Here is a 15,515-nt window from a genome sequence, read left to right on the forward strand (position 1 = left end):
TTCGTTTTTATGAGAAAAATTAAAAAAATAGCAGTGATGACTTCTGGAGGGGATGCTCCAGGAATGAATGCCGCGATACGATCTGTTGTAAGGACTTGTGCTTATTACCGAACGGATTGTATGGGAATTTACAGAGGATATCAAGGGTTGATTGAAGGAGATTTAATTCCGTTGACCGCTAGAAGTGTTAATAATATTATTCACAAGGGAGGTACCATTTTAAAATCGGCTCGTTCAAAAGATTTTAGAACTAAAGAAGGACGTCAAAAAGCCTACGAAAGTCTAAAAAAGAACAATGTAGATGCCTTAGTGGTGATTGGTGGAGATGGTTCTTTCACAGGAGGAGTGATTTTTAATCAAGAGTTCAATTTTCCTATAATAGGAATTCCTGGAACCATAGATAATGATATTTCAGGAACAAGTCATACACTTGGTTACGATACAGCTTTGAATACAGCTGTAGAAGCAATTGATAAAATTAGAGATACTGCATCTTCTCATAATCGACTTTTCTTTGTTGAGGTTATGGGGCGTGATGCAGGATTTATAGCATTAAACGCTGGTGTTGGAGCAGGAGCAGAAGAGATTTTAATTCCTGAAGAAGACTTAGGGTTAGAAAGAATGTTGGAATCTTTGAAGAAGAGTAGAAGGTCAGGGAAATCGTCAAGTATCGTAGTAGTTTCGGAAGGAGATAAAACTGGTAAAAATGTATTTGAATTAGCTGATTATGTGGAAGAAAACTTACCTGAATATGAAGTAAGGGTTTCTGTGTTAGGACATATGCAGCGAGGAGGTTCTCCATCATGTTTTGATAGAGTTTTAGCAAGTAGATTAGGAGTAAGTGCTGTAGAACTTTTACTTGATGGAAAGACAAACTTGATGGTAGGGTTAAAAGATAATAAAGTAATTTCTACCGATTTAGAAAAAGCAATCAAAGGTCAACATAATATTGATACCGAATTATTACGCGTATCAGATATTATGACCACTTAAACAAGAATATAAAATTTTAAATAATGATAAAAATAGGAATTAACGGATTTGGAAGAATTGGTCGATTAGCATTCCGTTCTGCAATGAAAAGAGACAACATTCAAGTTGTGGCTATTAACGATTTGTTAGATGTAGATTATTTAGCCTATTTATTGAAGTATGATTCTGTTCATGGACGTTTTGAAGGAGATGTTGAAGTAAAAAATGGAAACTTAGTTGTAAATGGACAAACAATAAGAATCACTGCTGAAAGAAATCCTGAAAATTTAAAATGGAATGAAGCCGGAGCAGAATATGTAATTGAATCTACAGGTTTTTTTACAGATAAAGATAAGGCAGCAATGCATATTACAGGAGGAGCAAAGAAAGTAATTATTTCAGCGCCTTCTAAAGATGCTAATATGTATGTTATGGGGGTAAACCATAAAGAATTAACAGCTGATGAAAATATCTTTTCAAATGCTTCATGTACAACAAATTGTTTAGGCCCATTAACAAAAGTAATTCACGATAACTTTGGGTTAAAAGAAGGTTTGATGACTACGGTTCATGCAGCAACATCAACACAAAACACAGTTGACGGACCTAACAAAAAATGGAGAAGAGGACGTTCAGTAGTTAACAATATTATACCTACATCAACAGGAGCAGCAAAAGCTGTAACAAAGGTTATTCCAGAACTAGAAGGTAAATTAACAGGGATGGCTGTTAGAGTTCCTGTAGCGGATGTTTCTTTGGTTGATTTAACATTTAGAACAGATAAGGCAACTTCGTTAAAAGAAATTTTAGCAACATTAAAAGAAGCTTCAGAAGGTGAATTTAAAGGAATTATAGGGTATACTGAAGATGAGGTAGTGTCACAAGATTTTGTTTCAGAAACAAGAACATCAGTAATTGATGCTGATGCTTGTTTAGAGTTAAACGAAAACTTTTTCAAGGTAATTTCTTGGTACGATAATGAGTTTGGATATGCTACAAAAATTGTAGATTTACTAGAGTATTCAGCTTCTTTATAAAAGCATAAAAAATTTTGTAATATTGTATTCCCGCTTTTTGCGGGAATACTTTTTTAAACACTATTTATGGAAATAGCAATTATAGCACATGATGGAATGAAAGCTGAAATGGTTCAGTTTTTAAATGAACACAAAGAAGTTTTACGCCAAAAAAGTGTTCAGTTAATTTCAACGGGAACAACAGGGGAGAAAGCAGAAAAAGCAGGTTTTGAAGTAACAAAATATTTATCAGGACCTATTGGGGGTGATGCACAAATTGCAGGTAGAGTAGCAGAAGGGAAATGTCAAATGGTGTTGTTTTTTAGAGATCCATTAGCAAAACATCCACACGAACCAGATATTTCAATGTTAATGCGTTTGTGTGATGTACATGATGTACCGTTAGCTACAAATCCATCGACAGCGGAATTATTAATAAAAGCGATATAAAAGATTATAAATAAAAAAGAGAAACATATAATTGTTTCTCTTTTTTGATTGATTAAAATGTTTGGCTATATGTTCGTGTAACCATTAGTTATCGGTTTAGTTACACGTTTTACTCATATTTGAAACTCGTCCAAAGTCTCGATTTGACAGTTTTCTTCTTGTATTTCCCAGGTCTAACATCAATTTTTTTAATTGCTTCCGTAAATAATTTATCTATTTCATTTGTCTGTGGATATGACTTTACTTTGATGTTTTGAATTTCCGCGTTTTCAGTTACAGTCAAATAGATATAAACGCTCCCTTTGAATTCAATTTCTGAAGTCAGTTTTTCATTTATCAATTCGTTTAGTCTGTTTTCGGAACAGTCAATTTGCTCTTTTTTCGATAAGTCTTTTTCACAATCATTTTCGAATGGCAATTCAGTTAGAATTGCGTAATGATAAATTCCTTCTTTTTTCTGTTTAAAGGGCTTGACTTTATATCCTTTTTTAGTAGAATCGTCTGCATCTAAAAAATGACCTTTTGGAATTTGTCCAATTGCAAAAACTGGCAACAAAAGTAAAAAAGTAAGAATGTTCAATTGGTTTTTCTTCATCTCGTTATTTTAGTCAAATGTGTTATAATAGTTAAAATATCTGTTGTTTTAATGAGCTGATACCGTCCGCGTAATGAGGTTAGTTTTTTTAGCTATTTAACAGCAATCATACTAATTTCTACATTTACAAACTTAGGTAAGTTAGCAACTTCTACAGTTTCACGAGCAGGAGCAGTGGCATCATCAAAATATTCACCATAAACAGCATTAATTTTTGAAAAGTTATGCATATCAGAAATGAAAATAGAAGTCTTAATAACGTTTTCAAAAGTCATTTCAGCAGCAGCTAATACTTCTTTCATGTTTTGCATTACCTGTTTCGTTTCTGCTTCAATAGAATCTAAAACTAATTCACCAGTTTCAGGGTTAATAGCTATTTGTCCAGAAGTGTATAAAGTATTTCCACTAAGTACAGCTTGGTTATATGGACCAATTGGAGTTGGAGCTTTGTCTGTTGTGATTATTTTTTTCATTTTAGTTTGAGTTTATAAAGTTGTTTGCTTTGTTAAAAGGGAAAAGTTAGATTTTTCTAACTTCTAAAATAAAACTCTATCTGGTGGTTTATTTTTATCCCACTTTAAATCGCTCAATACTGAAGATTTCACTCCAATAAAGAAATTGTATGAAGAATTAACACCAAAAGGAGTCCAATTAAAATTAAATCGCCAACTATCTAAATCTCTAGAAAAGTTTAATCTAGTGTAGGTGAAAGCGTTGTCTTTAATATCGTAACCAGAAGAAAAACCAACTTTCCATTTAGGCGAAAGTTCAACATCGCCGCTAAACATTAATGTATTATTACCTATTTGACTTGTTAACCCGTTATTTGTATAACTCATACTGTAAGCTAAATTAAGAGTCCAAGGTATTTTGGCTTTGTATAGTTCTGTTTCTTTTGTTTCGCTTTCTTCATTTTTGTTATTAGTGTTGTTAGGAAATCCATTAGTAGGTCCTATACCTTCCCCAAAAACATCAGGAGTGTCTTGTGCTCCATTACCGTTTTTATCATCATCATTATCTCCACCATCTTTGTTTTTTTCAAAATCTTTACTAGAAATAGAGTAATTAGCTGTTACTCCCAAGTTAGTCATTCTAAAGATATTGCCATTAATTTTATTTATTCTTTGGCCTTTACTGTTTACTTGATACGGGTCGAAGGTAGCATTCATATTTAAAGCTAGTTTGTCTTTAAAAAGACGTGTACCAGCGTTGGCTCTTACAGGAGACCAACGTAAACTGTCAGCAGCTATGTTATAGCTTGTGCTAAAATTTAAGTTGTTAAGAATGGTGATTTTTTTATCTTCTTCATCACTATCGGGGTCTTTTGGGGCTACTTTAGCTTCTAAAACATTGTTTACAGAAATACCAATAGAGTTTGAAACTCCACTTCCAGGTGTTCCATAAATACCGCCTTCAAAGGGAGAGTAGGTTAGTAAGTCACTTGGATCAGAACTTTGGCGTACTGTTAAATCGTAATCATCAGCAAAATTTGGACGATATCCGTATGAAATAGAGGGTCTAATTGTATGTCGAATAGCCTTTAAACGTCCTTTTTTAAAGTTAAATGTACCATAAATATTGGTAGATAAAGAAACACCAAAATTATATTCATTATAACGTGTAAAACCACTAATAGTGTCGTTAACTGCCGCTCCTAAATTACCGTCTTTGTTTACTGCGGTAGGATCATATCTCTTTTTAATTTGGTCAAAATACCAAACATCTTTATAATTTACACTAGGTGATAATGTAAAATATTTAAAAGCTTTTAAACTGGTATTGGTGCTTAAATTATGTTGAATCCCTTTTTTTGCCGTTTGAAACATTTTAGAAGTGAAAAACTCGTCATCTGTGGTGTTAATTTGATATTGCCCCTGCATACTATAATTTAATCCCATTTTTTGAATAGGATTCTTTTTAATTCCTCCTTTACCTGCAAATGGATAAATACGATCCATATTAAGTTGTAAAGAAGGAAGCGTCATAGTAATTGATTCTGTATTGGTGTTTTGTGAATGAGTAGCAGTTACGCTAAGGTTAAAAGGAGTGCCTACAAAATTTTTATAATAAGAAATAGACGAATTTAATGTGTTGTTTAAGAACTGAGAACTATTAAATTCATTTAAAGATTGACGGTAGTACTTACTGCTACCTAAGTTAACAGAGGCAGAAAAACGAGAGTTTGGACTCGCCTTAGAATCTTGACTATGACTCCATCTAAGGTTAAAATTGGTGGATTTTTGATAATCGCTGAGACCACGTATTCCTTGAATAATGTTTTCAAAACGAGCACTAAAACTTCCACTAAATTTATAGCGCACATAATAGTTAGAGGAAGCATTTAACCCCCAACTGCCATTGGTGTATAAATCTCCTAATACAGTTAAATCAAAGTAATCACTTAGTGCAAAGTAATAACCTCCATTTTGCATAAAAAAACCTTGGTTATTACTTTCCCCCCAAGAAGGAATAATAAAACCAGAAGTTCTTTTGTCTGTTAAAGGAAAATAAGCAAAGGGTAAATATACAGGAGTAGGAACATCTGCTAATACTAAATTACTACCACCAACTATAATTTTCTTACCAGGTACTAGTTTTGCTTTATTTGTTTGAATATAATAATCTGGTATTTTCTTTTTTGAAGTGGTAAATCGTAACCTTCTCATGTATATAGTGGAGTCATTTACTCGTTTTGTTTTTTCACCATAAGTAATAATTCCACCTTGATTTGTTTTAACACCGTAAACTAAAGCTTTTTTAGTTTTAAAGTTAAATAAAATAGAATCTTGTTCCGATTCTTGTCCACCTTGTTTAAACTGAGGTCTTTGATGGTATCCTGTACTATCTTTTATACCTTTAGCATATACCATATTATTCTTATAGTCTAAAATAATAATTCCAGCTTTTAAATCAATATCGGTGTATGTTACATGAGCTTTGTTGTATAAAGTAATTGTTTTATTTTTAGTACTTTGTATGGTGTAATCTTCAGCATCGTGGGTAATAATACCATCAATAACTTCTTTAGGCTTAATAGAGTCATTAACAATTGTGTCTCTTTTCTTATAAACAAGGTCGTTATTTTTTAACCCTATTAAAGTATCTTTAGCAGTATTATATGTAGAATCTTTATTAGTTTTTTGAATATTTATAGCCTCCTTAATAGGTTCTTGGGCAATACTTAATTGAAAACAAAAAAGAGATAGGGCTAAAAGTATGTAAGTTGGATTTGCTCGCAATATTATTAATACTATTTTTGTGTTATATTTAAAAACTTTGGCGTGTTATTTGAATGCCTATATTTTAAAAACCAAAAATAGTTAAATTTTATTGATGCAATTCTTAAATTTCCGTAAATATAATATATCAAAATCATGCTTAATTATTCTTACTTCTTTAACAGTTTTGTTAGGGAGTATAGCGTCGGTTTCAGCTCAAAAAAAGTATACTGTTGTTTTAGATGCTGGTCATGGAGGTAAAGATCCTGGAAACTTAGGGAATGGTTACAGAGAAAAAAACATAGCTTTAAGAGTAGCATTAGATGTAGGAAAAGAGCTATCAACATCAAAAGATATACAAGTAGTTTATACTCGAAAAAAAGATGTTTTTGTAGAATTACATAATCGAGCTAAAATTGCAAATGATAAAAAAGCAGATTTATTTGTATCTATACATTGTGATGCTTTTAGAAGATCTGATCCGCATGGAGCAAGTACGTTTGTTTTAGGATTGAGTGGAAACAAAGAAAACTTAGAGATTGCTAAAAAAGAGAACTCGGTAATATTATTAGAAGACAATTATAAACAAAATTACGATTATGATCCGAATTCACCAGAATCAGTTATTGGATTATCTGTACTTCAAGAAGAAAATTTAGAAAATAGTTTAGGTATTGCAGGTTTGGTACAAAATAACTTTGTAGCAATAAAAAGAAATAATCGAAAAGTAAAGCAAGCAAATTTTTTAGTTTTAAGAGAAACAGTAATGCCCAGTGTTTTAATAGAACTAGGGTTTTTAACAAATAAAAATGAAGGAAAGTTTTTAAACTCTAGAAAAGGGCAGCTAAAGATGGCAAAATCAATAGCGCAGGCAATTAGAAAATACTTTGAACGTTTAAAATTAAATACAATTAGTGAAACTATAACGGTAAACGCACCGCTAGTTGAAAATGAAGTAGTAAATAAGGTTGCAGAAAAAGATATACAAGTTGTAAAAAAAGATAACATTTTAGAAAAAAAAGCATCTCTATCAAAACCTGTATCTGCTAAAGTGATGTTTAGAATACAAGTAGCAGCATCAAGAAAAAAACTTTCAACAAGTAGTTTTAAAGGATTAGAAAATGTAGAGTATTTATTTATAGATAATTATTATAAATATTATTATGGAAACTTACCAAGTTTGTCTGAAATAAAAAAAGTTTTACCCAAAGTAAGAAGTAAAGGTTATAAAGATGCTTGGATTGTAGCTTTTAAAAACGGAAAACGAATTTCAATAAAAGAAGCATTGAAAAACCGTTAATTTAGAGGTATTCTATATATATACTCGCAAAATTATTATTATTTTCGCTCGTATAAATATATTCTATGTCTAAAGAACTAAAAACAGGAATTGTTGCTGTCGTTGTTATTGCACTATTTATTTGGGGTTATAATTTCTTAAAAGGACAAGATTTGTTCAGTGCAAACACAAGGCACTTTTTTGTAGAGTACAATAATATCAATGGTCTAAATGAAGCAAGTTCAGTTACTATTAATGGATTGAAAGTTGGAAAAGTTGATGAAATTCGTTTCAATCAAAACCCAGATAAAAAAGGAAATTTAATAGTGAAAATTTCATTAGACACTGACTTTAATTTTTCTAAAAACAGTATCGCTAAAATATATTCGGCAAGCTTAATGGGAGGGCAAAACTTAGCAATTGTGCCTAAGTATGACGGAGAAGTAGCAAAATCAGGAGATTACTTAAACGGAGAAGTTGAATCGGACATATTCTCATCTGTTGGAGAGAAATTAAACCCCATTCAAGCTAAATTAGAAAACGTATTAGTAGGAGCAGATTCCTTACTTATTGGGTTTAATCAAGTATTAGATGAAAAATCAAGAAAAAGCTTAAATAGAAGTATATTAGGCTTAGAAGGTACCATATATGATGTACGTAAAACTTTAGCTTCGGTTAATACATTACTGGCAAATAATAAAGAAAATTTAAATAAAACCTTTGAGAATACTAAAAAAATTACAGATAACTTTTCAAAAGTATCTGATGATTTAGCGAAAGCTAATTTAGGAGAATCGGTAAAAAAGCTTGAAGCAACTCTTGCAAATGTTAATGGCTTGTTAGCCAACATGAAATCAGGAAAAGGAACTTTAGGAAAGTTAATGACTGATGATAAAATGTATACTAATTTAACAAATGCCTCAAAAGAATTAGAAGAACTATTAAGAGAAATGAAATTAAACCCAAAACGTTTTGTACATTTCTCATTATTCGGAAAAAAGCCAAAACCATATAACGAAGAAAACAATCAAAGCAATACAAGTAACAACTAAATAAAACAACAACTAAAAAATATTCTATAACCTCTTAAAAACTGAAGAAGTAAATAGTTATAAATAGAGTAAAAAAATTAATTAAAGACAATGGAGAATTACTTGCCAAACCTCTTTTTTGCAATTATTTTAATTGCAGCTATAGGGTATTTTGTAATGAATGTTCGTAAGCTAATACGAAACATTAAATTAGGAAAAGATGTAGATAGAACTGATAGAAAGCCAGAACGATGGAAAAATATGGCTAAAATAGCTTTAGGACAATATAAAATGGTACGTCGTCCTGTTTCAGGTATTTTACATGTTGTTGTATATGTTGGGTTTATTCTAATCAATATCGAAATGTTAGAGATTGTTATTGATGGATTATTAGGAACACATCGTGTTTTTCAACCAATAATAGGAAATACATTATATGGTTTCTTAATAGGAAACTTTGAAGTATTGTCAGTACTTGTTTTAATATCTGTAACGATTTTTTGGTTCCGAAGAAATATAGAAAAAGTGAAACGTTTTTGGAATAAAGAAATGGAAGGTTGGCCTAAGAATGATGGAAATATTATTCTATATTTTGAAATGGTGTTAATGAGTTTATTCTTAGTAATGAATGCTACAGATGTTACTTTTCAGGAGGCTGGAGTAGGAAATGTAGTTTCTCAATTTATAGCTCCTTGGTTTGATGGTTTTTCTAATGAATCTTTACACACTATTGAGAAAACAGCTTGGTGGCTACACATTATAGGAATTCTAATATTCTTAAACTATTTATATTATTCTAAGCATTTACATATATTACTAGCTTTCCCAAATACATTCTATGCAAATTTAAAACCCAAAGGACAGTTTAATAATTTAGAAGCTGTAACAAAAGAGGTAAAGATGATGATGGATCCAGATGCTGATCCGTATGCTATGCCTGAAGATGGAGAAGAAGAAGGAGAACCTGAGAAATTTGGTGCTTCTGATGTGACTGATCTAAATTGGGTACAGTTAATGAATGCTTACACATGTACTGAATGTGGACGTTGTACTTCATCTTGTCCAGCAAACTTAACAGGAAAAGAATTATCACCACGTGCAATTATGATGAAAACACGTGACCGTTTAGAAGAAGTAGGAAAAAATATTGATGCAAATGGAGGTACATTTAAAGACGATGGAAAACAATTATTAAATGATTATATAACACCAGAAGAATTATGGGCTTGTACAAGTTGTAATGCCTGTGTACAAGAGTGTCCTATTGGTATTGATCCATTATCTATTATTATGGATATGCGTCGTTATTTAGTAATGGAAGAATCTGCAGCTCCGCAAGAGTTAAATATGATGATGACCAATATTGAAAATAACGGAGCACCATGGCAGTATAGTCAAATGGATAGATTAAACTGGAAAGACGAAGAATAATTTTTTAATAATTAATTATGAATTACGAGTAAGAAATAAAGCGTAAGTCATAATTTAAAAACTCACAATTTATGGTAGTACCAACAATGGCAGAAATGATGGCTCAAGGAAAACAACCTGAAGTGTTATTTTGGGTAGGAGCCGCAGGAAGTTACGATGATAGAGCAAAAAAAATAACAAGAGCCTTCGTAAAAATATTACAACAAGCAGGAGTTGACTTTGCAGTATTAGGCACCGAAGAAAGTTCAACAGGAGATGCAGCAAAACGAGCAGGGAATGAGTTTTTATTTCAAATGCAAGCTGTTACTAATATTGAAATTTTAAACGCTTACGAAATAAAAACAATTGTAACTTGCGATCCGCATTCATTTAATACATTAAAAAATGAATATCCTGAATTAGGAGGAAAGTATAAAGTATATCATCATACTCAATATATTAGCAAGTTAATCAAAGAAGGACGTTTAACTATTGAAGATGAAAATTTAAACGGTAAGCGTTTAACGTATCACGATCCATGTTATTTAGGACGTGCAAATGATGTATATGAAAGTCCACGTGAATTAATTCGTCGTTTAGGAGTAAAAATGACTGAGATGAAACGTCATAAGTCAACAGCATTATGTTGTGGAGCTGGAGGAGCACAAATGTTTAAAGAACCTGAAAGAGGAGATAAAGATATTAACGTGTTAAGAACAGAAGATGCTTTAGAAACAAATCCACAAATTATTGCTACCGGTTGTCCTTACTGTAATACCATGATGACTGACGGTGTAAAATTCAAAGAAAAAGAATCGCAAATACAAGTAAAAGACATTGCAGAGTTAATTGCAGAAGCAAATAACCTTTAGTAAAGAAATATAAAGTTTTCTTAAAAGTGTGTTACGAGAGTAGCACACTTTTTTCTTTGTAGTAAGTTTGTTGAAAAATAATTCGAAAACAAAAAAGAATGAGACACCTTTTTACCTTTTTATGCTTAGTGTTATTAATATCGTGTGATGACACCGATTTATCTCTTGACGGAAATGGAAACTTGGCAACAATAACATTTAATATTACAAGTACAAGTAATGACAACAATGGAAGAATTAAAACTGTTTTTCTAGAATCAGGTTTCTTTAAGTATGATAACACTATAACAACTAATGTTTTTCCTTATAAGAAATCGTATACAGATGAAATTAATTTTGCAGCTAATTTAGCTTTTGAATATGAAGATAAAGCCACAGATAATTTTAGTGTTTATACAATAACAATGGAAATTCTTAGAGATAATGTTTTGGTAGACAAAAGAGAATATTTTATAGATAAACCAGGAACAAAAGTAGGTTTTGATGCTGTAGTAAATAAATAAACGATTCATATAGTTGAAGATAAAAGGAAAGCTTAGCTTTCCTTTTTTTATGTCTAAAAAACTTATCTTTGAAAATCATATTATCTCAATGAAAAACTATATAAAAGCAGCACGTTTACGTACATTACCCTTATCGGTTTCAGGAATTATTTTAGGAAGTTTTTTAGGGGTTTGGCAACCTATACAAACTTCATTAGCTGAGCTTGATGTTGTTGATAAAACATATTTTAAAGTTAAACATATCGAGGTTTTTCCTTCAATATATATATTTTTACTTGCTATACTAACCACTATTGGTTTTCAAGTACTATCTAATTTTGCTAATGATTATGGAGATGGTGTAAAAGGGACGGATAATGAAAGAGAAGGAGAAGCACGTATGGTCGCTTCAGGAGCGATTACTCCAAAACAAATGAAAAATGCAATGATTGTTACGGGAGTCATTACAACCATTATTGCGCTACTACTAATTTATGTTTCCTTTGGAAAGGATAATTTTTTATATTCTATAATTTTCTTTGGGTTAGGAATCGCCTCAATAGTAGCAGCTATAAAATATACCGTTGGGAAATCAGCTTATGGTTATAGCGGATTTGGAGATGTTTTTGTTTTTGTCTTTTTCGGATTGTTAGCAGTCGTTGGAACCTATTTTTTATATACAAAACAATTGAACTTTATCATTTTTTTACCAGCAATTACAGTTGGATTGTTGAGTACAGCGGTATTGAACTTAAACAATATGCGAGATAGAGAGAATGATGCGGTATCAGGAAAAAATACGCTTGTGGTAAAAATGGGAGCAGAATCTGCAAAAATGTATCATTACTTTTTAATTGTAGCGTCTTTTATAGTTGCATTACTGTACACGGTAATTACGTTTAAATCACCATATCAATTCTTATTTATTATAGCTTATATTCCTCTACTAAAACATTTAGTTTTTGTCTATAAAAACAAAGAAGAAACCTTGTTAGATGGAGAGTTAAAAAAAGTAGCTCTTAGTACCTTTTTATTTTCAATTTTATTCGGATTAGGTCAAATTTTGTAACTTCCCAAGAAAATTTAACACTATGAGAACTATTTTAGTTTTTTTCGGAACGTTTCTATTATTTATTAGCTGTAATAGTAAAGGAGCGAATCCAACCTCTTATGGAGAGCTTAAAACTTCAGGAAATTTTGACATTACCAAAGAAATTGTAGAAGCATCAGAAGTTGCATCAGAGAACAAAGAAGTAACAATTGAAAGAAAACTTATTAAAACAGGAGATATTTCTTTTGAAACAGATAATTTATTAGAAACAAGAAATTATATAGAGCAAGCAGTAAAAAAATATAACGGATACATTTCTGCTGATAACGAGTACAAATCTTCTCAAAATATTACTTCAAATTTAACGGTTCGAATTCCTTCAGAAAGTTTTGATACTTTTTTAAATGAGATTTCATCAAAAGTAGCAAGGTTTGATAATAAGAATATCTCTGTTAACGATGTAACAGAGCAATTTTTGGATGTACAAGCACGTTTGAAGGTAAAAAAAGAATTAGAACAACGATATAGCGAAATACTAAAAAAGGCTAGTTCAGTAAAAGAAATTTTAGAAGTTGAGCGAGAATTAACAAATGTAAGGTCTGATATTGAATCGATGGAAGGACGTTTGAAATACTTACAAAATCAAGTGTCTTTCTCAACCCTAACAATTCGATTTTATAAAGAAGAAGTAAGTAAAGCTTATTCAAAAACTTTTGGAAGACGTATAGCAGATGCTTTTGCCAACGGAATAGACAATATAAAATGGTTTTTTATCGGTTTGGTAAACATTTGGCCATTTATACTTTTAATAGTTTTATTAATAATACTCATAAAGAAACGAATTAAACGAAAAGAATAAATACATGAAAATTACTTTTTACGGTCACGCATGTTTTGGTATTGAAATTAACGGAACACACGTATTAGTTGACCCTTTTATAACAGGAAACCCTCTAGCTTCAAATATAGATGTAGATAAAGTAAAAGCAGATTATATTTTACTTACACATGCGCATCAAGATCATGTATTGGATGTGGAACGCATAGCAGAAAGAACTGGAGCTACAATAATATCTAATTACGAAATAGTAATGTATTATGAAACGAAAAAATTCAAGGGACACCCAGTAAATCATGGAGGTACATATAAAAATGATGTGTTTTCTGCAAAGTATGTAAATGCTATTCACACTTCTTCATTTGCAGATGGAAGTTATGGAGGGCAACCAGGAGGGTTTGTAGTAACAGCAGGAGAAAAATCCTTGTATATTTCTGGTGATACAGCAGTAACTATGGATATGAAGCTAATACCGATGTCAACAAACTTAACAGCTTCAATATTTCCGATTGGTGATAATTTTACCATGGGAGTAGATGATGCTATCATAGCGAGTGACTTGGTAATTTGTGATAAGGTGATAGGGTGTCATTTCAATACCTTTCCACCTATAAAAATAGATATAGAAGAAGCTAAAGAAAAGTTCTCACAAGCTAAAAAAGAATTAGTGATTTTAGAAATCGGACAAACAATAACTATTTAAGTAGCCCTTTTATGGGGATATTATATATATGAAAAAAATCAAAATAATTTTAGGAGTAATAACAGTCTTAATTCTTGCATTTTTCTTAACAGGACTAGTAGTACAAGAAGTTGTTTATACCAATGAAGTAATAATTAATAAGCCAGTGAATGAAGTTTTTTCGGATTTTCAAGATGAAGAATTGATGAAAAAATGGATGCCAGAGGTGAAGTCAATTGAAATTTTAGAAGAACAACCTAATAAAATAGGTAGTAAATATAAAGTAGTTGTTGAAAATCAAGGTAAATTGGTAACTATGACAGAAGAAGTATTAGCATATAAAGAAAATGAAAAACTTACTCTTCACTTTGATGCAGAAAATATGCTAAAAACAGATGATTATACATTTACTTCAGAAGGAAACTCAACTAAGATATTACAAACTACTACCTGTATTAGTGAATCGTATATAATGAGTTGTTTATTCCCGTACTTTAAAGGAGCTCTTAAAAAAATGAGTCAACAATATTTAGAGAACTTTAAAAAAGTTTCTGAAACTCATAACTAAAATATTTACAATTGATAAAAGCTACCTACCATAAATACTTACTAAACTTTAAACAAGCAAGTGGTACTTCTCGTGGAATTTTAAGAACTAAAGAAACTTGGTTTATAATTTTAGAAAAAGAAGGAAAGAAAGGTTTTGGAGAATGCGGTTTGTTCAGAGGTTTAAGTGCTGATGATAAAACTAATTATGAAGAGAAATTACAGTGGGTGTGTAACAATATTAATTCTGGCTTAGAGAAATTATTATTTGAACTCATAGAGTTCCCATCGATACAGTTTGGATTAGAACAAGCATTTTTATCCTTAGAAAGCAAAACACCGTTTGAATTATTTCCTTCTGACTTTACTAAAGGACAACAACAAATTTCTATAAACGGATTAATTTGGATGGGAGATAAAGTCTTTATGCAGCAACAAATAAAAGATAAGTTGCAACAAGGTTTTACTACCATAAAAATGAAAATAGGAGCGATTGATTTCGATACAGAGATAGCTTTGTTACAATCAATACGAAAAGAATTTTCAGCCAAGGAAATAGAACTTCGTGTAGATGCCAATGGAGCATTTTTGCCACAAAGTGCCTTAGAAAAGTTACAAAGACTATCTGAGTTAGAATTACACTCTATAGAGCAACCAATAAAACAAGGACAATGGCAAGAAATGGCAAGTTTATGTGAAAAAACTCCATTACCAATTGTGCTTGATGAAGAATTAATAGGTGTATTTTCTTTAAAAGAGAAAGAAAAATGTATAGCTACAATTCAACCTCAATACATTATTTTAAAACCTAGTTTGGTAGGAGGGTTTAAAGGAAGTAACGAATGGATTCAAATAGCATCCAACCATAACGCAGGTAATTGGATAACCAGTGCTTTGGAAAGCAATATAGGGCTAAATGCAATAGCACAATGGACGCATACCTTAAATAATCCGTTGCCGCAAGGTTTAGGAACAGGTAGTTTGTTTACCAACAATTTTGAAAGTCCGTTGGAAGTTTCAAATGGAAGTTTGGGATACAATACAAACAAAAAATGGTACTTTAATATATAACA

16 protein-coding genes are annotated in these 15,515 nt (G+C 31.2%); 13 read left to right on the forward strand and 3 right to left on the reverse strand.

From position 1 onward, the window contains the following. The first annotated feature begins 9 nt into the window (after window positions 1–9). The 3 genes from pfkA to MHM83_RS15700 all read left to right on the forward strand — a co-directional run bounded on the left by pfkA (window position 10) and on the right by MHM83_RS15700 (window position 2,438). Complete coding sequence (pfkA, locus tag MHM83_RS15690) at window positions 10–993, forward strand: 6-phosphofructokinase (protein ID WP_047789124.1); 984 nt, start codon at window positions 10–12, stop codon at window positions 991–993. A 23-nt stretch (window positions 994–1,016) separates the two neighbouring features. Next, window positions 1,017–2,009 carry a type I glyceraldehyde-3-phosphate dehydrogenase gene (gene gap / locus MHM83_RS15695; RefSeq protein ID WP_239180801.1) on the forward strand — a complete coding sequence of 331 codons (993 nt, stop codon included), beginning with the start codon at window positions 1,017–1,019 and terminating at the stop codon, window positions 2,007–2,009. 66 nt (window positions 2,010–2,075) lie between these two features. Next, on the forward strand, window positions 2,076–2,438 hold the full coding sequence (locus tag MHM83_RS15700) for a methylglyoxal synthase (protein WP_099216252.1): 363 nt from the start codon (window positions 2,076–2,078) through the stop codon (window positions 2,436–2,438). A gap of 109 nt (window positions 2,439–2,547) precedes the next feature. On the opposite strand, the gene MHM83_RS15705 is transcribed toward MHM83_RS15700, so the two are convergent. The 3 genes from MHM83_RS15705 to MHM83_RS15715 all read right to left on the reverse strand — a co-directional run bounded on the left by MHM83_RS15705 (window position 2,548) and on the right by MHM83_RS15715 (window position 6,272). After that, window positions 2,548–3,033, reverse strand: coding sequence for a hypothetical protein (locus MHM83_RS15705; RefSeq protein ID WP_239180803.1), 486 nt, complete (start codon window positions 3,031–3,033; stop codon window positions 2,548–2,550). 92 nt (window positions 3,034–3,125) lie between these two features. Then, on the reverse strand, window positions 3,126–3,506 hold the full coding sequence (locus MHM83_RS15710; protein ID WP_239180806.1) for a Rid family detoxifying hydrolase: 381 nt from the start codon (window positions 3,504–3,506) through the stop codon (window positions 3,126–3,128). A gap of 63 nt (window positions 3,507–3,569) precedes the next feature. After that, a complete protein-coding gene (locus tag MHM83_RS15715) occupies window positions 3,570–6,272 on the reverse strand; it encodes a putative LPS assembly protein LptD (protein WP_239180808.1) in 2,703 nt (900 codons plus the stop codon). Between the two features lie 94 nt (window positions 6,273–6,366). Here MHM83_RS15715 and MHM83_RS15720 point away from each other — a divergent pair, with 94 nt between their 5' ends. The 10 genes from MHM83_RS15720 (at window position 6,367) to MHM83_RS15765 (ending at window position 15,513) form a co-directional block, all read left to right on the forward strand. Continuing rightward, on the forward strand, window positions 6,367–7,551 hold the full coding sequence (locus tag MHM83_RS15720) for an N-acetylmuramoyl-L-alanine amidase family protein (RefSeq protein WP_073183796.1): 1,185 nt from the start codon (window positions 6,367–6,369) through the stop codon (window positions 7,549–7,551). Window positions 7,552–7,616: 65 nt separating this feature from the next. Next, complete coding sequence (locus MHM83_RS15725) at window positions 7,617–8,582, forward strand: MlaD family protein (protein WP_047789120.1); 966 nt, start codon at window positions 7,617–7,619, stop codon at window positions 8,580–8,582. Between the two features lie 90 nt (window positions 8,583–8,672). Continuing rightward, window positions 8,673–9,992, forward strand: coding sequence for a 4Fe-4S dicluster domain-containing protein (locus tag MHM83_RS15730; protein WP_047789119.1), 1,320 nt, complete (start codon window positions 8,673–8,675; stop codon window positions 9,990–9,992). A gap of 71 nt (window positions 9,993–10,063) precedes the next feature. After that, complete coding sequence (locus MHM83_RS15735; RefSeq protein ID WP_073183794.1) at window positions 10,064–10,843, forward strand: (Fe-S)-binding protein; 780 nt, start codon at window positions 10,064–10,066, stop codon at window positions 10,841–10,843. A gap of 98 nt (window positions 10,844–10,941) precedes the next feature. Beyond that, complete coding sequence (locus tag MHM83_RS15740; RefSeq protein ID WP_047789117.1) at window positions 10,942–11,346, forward strand: hypothetical protein; 405 nt, start codon at window positions 10,942–10,944, stop codon at window positions 11,344–11,346. A gap of 88 nt (window positions 11,347–11,434) precedes the next feature. Continuing rightward, the gene (gene menA / locus MHM83_RS15745) at window positions 11,435–12,394 is read left to right on the forward strand and encodes a 1,4-dihydroxy-2-naphthoate octaprenyltransferase (protein WP_255724883.1); all 960 of its coding nucleotides are present in this window, start codon (window positions 11,435–11,437) and stop codon (window positions 12,392–12,394) included. Window positions 12,395–12,416: 22 nt separating this feature from the next. Continuing rightward, window positions 12,417–13,235: a DUF4349 domain-containing protein gene (locus MHM83_RS15750; RefSeq protein ID WP_047789116.1), complete on the forward strand. Its 819-nt coding sequence runs from the start codon at window positions 12,417–12,419 to the stop codon at window positions 13,233–13,235. Between the two features lie 4 nt (window positions 13,236–13,239). Then, window positions 13,240–13,917: a metal-dependent hydrolase gene (locus MHM83_RS15755; protein ID WP_159491501.1), complete on the forward strand. Its 678-nt coding sequence runs from the start codon at window positions 13,240–13,242 to the stop codon at window positions 13,915–13,917. 28 nt (window positions 13,918–13,945) lie between these two features. Beyond that, window positions 13,946–14,464, forward strand: a complete 519-nt coding sequence (locus tag MHM83_RS15760) for an SRPBCC family protein (RefSeq protein WP_159491499.1) — start codon at window positions 13,946–13,948, stop codon at window positions 14,462–14,464. An 11-nt stretch (window positions 14,465–14,475) separates the two neighbouring features. Continuing rightward, window positions 14,476–15,513 carry an o-succinylbenzoate synthase gene (locus MHM83_RS15765; protein WP_159491497.1) on the forward strand — a complete coding sequence of 346 codons (1,038 nt, stop codon included), beginning with the start codon at window positions 14,476–14,478 and terminating at the stop codon, window positions 15,511–15,513. Window positions 15,514–15,515: the final 2 nt, after the last annotated feature.

Origin of the sequence: Tenacibaculum sp. Mcav3-52, from assembly GCF_022347665.1 — a bacterium.
In the GTDB taxonomy this organism is placed as follows: domain Bacteria; phylum Bacteroidota; class Bacteroidia; order Flavobacteriales; family Flavobacteriaceae; genus Polaribacter; species Polaribacter mesophilus.

Excerpts from the sequence above, each read along its gene's own strand:
- MHM83_RS15710 (WP_239180806.1), bottom strand. The coding sequence starts at position 3,506 with ATGAAAAAAATAATCACAACAGACAAAGCTCCAACTCCAATTGGTCCA.
- menA (WP_255724883.1), top strand. The coding sequence starts at position 11,435 with ATGAAAAACTATATAAAAGCAGCACGTTTACGTACATTACCCTTATCG.
- MHM83_RS15750 (WP_047789116.1), top strand. The coding sequence starts at position 12,417 with ATGAGAACTATTTTAGTTTTTTTCGGAACGTTTCTATTATTTATTAGC.
- gap (WP_239180801.1), top strand. The coding sequence starts at position 1,017 with ATGATAAAAATAGGAATTAACGGATTTGGAAGAATTGGTCGATTAGCA.
- MHM83_RS15720 (WP_073183796.1), top strand. The coding sequence starts at position 6,367 with ATGCAATTCTTAAATTTCCGTAAATATAATATATCAAAATCATGCTTA.
- MHM83_RS15705 (WP_239180803.1), bottom strand. The coding sequence starts at position 3,033 with ATGAAGAAAAACCAATTGAACATTCTTACTTTTTTACTTTTGTTGCCA.
- pfkA (WP_047789124.1), top strand. The coding sequence starts at position 10 with ATGAGAAAAATTAAAAAAATAGCAGTGATGACTTCTGGAGGGGATGCT.
- MHM83_RS15730 (WP_047789119.1), top strand. The coding sequence starts at position 8,673 with ATGGAGAATTACTTGCCAAACCTCTTTTTTGCAATTATTTTAATTGCA.
- MHM83_RS15735 (WP_073183794.1), top strand. The coding sequence starts at position 10,064 with ATGGTAGTACCAACAATGGCAGAAATGATGGCTCAAGGAAAACAACCT.
- MHM83_RS15725 (WP_047789120.1), top strand. The coding sequence starts at position 7,617 with ATGTCTAAAGAACTAAAAACAGGAATTGTTGCTGTCGTTGTTATTGCA.
- MHM83_RS15760 (WP_159491499.1), top strand. The coding sequence starts at position 13,946 with ATGAAAAAAATCAAAATAATTTTAGGAGTAATAACAGTCTTAATTCTT.
- MHM83_RS15755 (WP_159491501.1), top strand. The coding sequence starts at position 13,240 with ATGAAAATTACTTTTTACGGTCACGCATGTTTTGGTATTGAAATTAAC.
- MHM83_RS15740 (WP_047789117.1), top strand. The coding sequence starts at position 10,942 with ATGAGACACCTTTTTACCTTTTTATGCTTAGTGTTATTAATATCGTGT.
- MHM83_RS15700 (WP_099216252.1), top strand. The coding sequence starts at position 2,076 with ATGGAAATAGCAATTATAGCACATGATGGAATGAAAGCTGAAATGGTT.